The sequence below is a fragment of the Marinimicrobium sp. UBA4509 genome (assembly GCF_002388575.1).
Lineage (GTDB): Bacteria > Pseudomonadota > Gammaproteobacteria > Pseudomonadales > Cellvibrionaceae > Marinimicrobium > Marinimicrobium koreense.
In genome coordinates this window covers 4,350-5,419 of sequence record NZ_DGMV01000049.1, presented here as the reverse complement: position 1 = coordinate 5,419, position 1,070 = coordinate 4,350, and the positions used below count along the sequence as shown (strand labels likewise).

The 1,070-nt window shown below is 61.9% G+C and carries 2 protein-coding genes; both read right to left on the bottom strand.

All coding sequences use genetic code 11. The features are described 5' to 3' along the window. Nucleotides 1-444, bottom strand: a 444-nt coding sequence (locus B3520_RS07735; RefSeq protein WP_286875813.1) for a DUF6249 domain-containing protein, incomplete at its 3' end; no start/stop codon positions are given. 149 nt (nucleotides 445-593) lie between these two features. Then, nucleotides 594-1,070: methyl-accepting chemotaxis protein (locus B3520_RS07730; RefSeq protein ID WP_286875811.1), on the bottom strand; the 477-nt coding region annotated here is incomplete at its 5' end.

Below are 1,070 nucleotides of genomic sequence, written 5' to 3'. Positions count from 1 at the left end.
CAGCCCGATGCTGCCAATAGCGAAACCGGTCATCAGGGTCAGGAACACCGTCAGACCGATACCCGCCCCCAGCAGTACCAACCCCTGGTTCAGGTTGCGGACCGGGCTTGGCAGCGCGTCCTCCATCAGGTTCTCCGGCACCGGCTGGCCAGCCTCCAGAAACTTCTGGATACGTTCGTTGAGCAGTTGCTGGCGCCGCTCCCGGTGGCGGAAGACGAACAGGGCAATCAGAATCACCGCCAGCGCTGGAGCGCCAAACACCATCAGGATGGCAACAACCGGAATGATCAGGGCCGCCGCATCGCCCCCGGGAATATGCTCGGGCATATGTTGCTGCCAATTGGCGGTTTCCGCTAAAGCGGGCACAGCCCCACTGATCAAGCCAAAGGCGAGCAGCGCTACGGCCGCAATGCGCAACAGGTGATTCAGAGTCAGATGTTTCATGGTCCATTTCCTCGTATCAGTCATTCTAGCGCGTCCAGCGAGGCGCTGGGTTACCAATCAAGACGAGGGCAATGGCGGGTCTGGATTCAAAGGCGGGCAAAAAAAATCGGGGGCGAGCGCGGTGGGCCCGAAAGCCCACCGCAACACGCTTACAGCTGGAACCGGCTGACCAGCGTATTGAGCTCCACCGCCAGTTTGGAAAGCTCTTCGGCCGACGCACTGGTCTGATTCGCGCCCGCCGCCGACTGGGTGGCGATGTCGCTGATCTTGACCAGATTGCGGTCCACTTCCCGCGCCACGCTGGCCTGCTCTTCCGAAGCGCTGGCAATGACCTGGTTGCGCTCGTTGATATCGTCGATGCCCTCGGCAATTCGCTCCAGCGCCTCGCCGGCGGCCTTGGCCACCGCCAGGGTCTCCGTGGCGCGGGTGCTGCTCAGTTCCATGGAAGACACCGCATCCTTGGTACCGCTCTGAATGTTGTTGATGATGGTCTCGATTTCCTTGGTGGAAGTCTGAGTTCGGTGCGCCAGAGCGCGTACTTCGTCCGCCACCACAGCAAAACCGCGACCGGCTTCCCCGGCCCGCGCCGCTTCAATCGCCGCATTCAGGGCCAGCAGGTTGGTCTG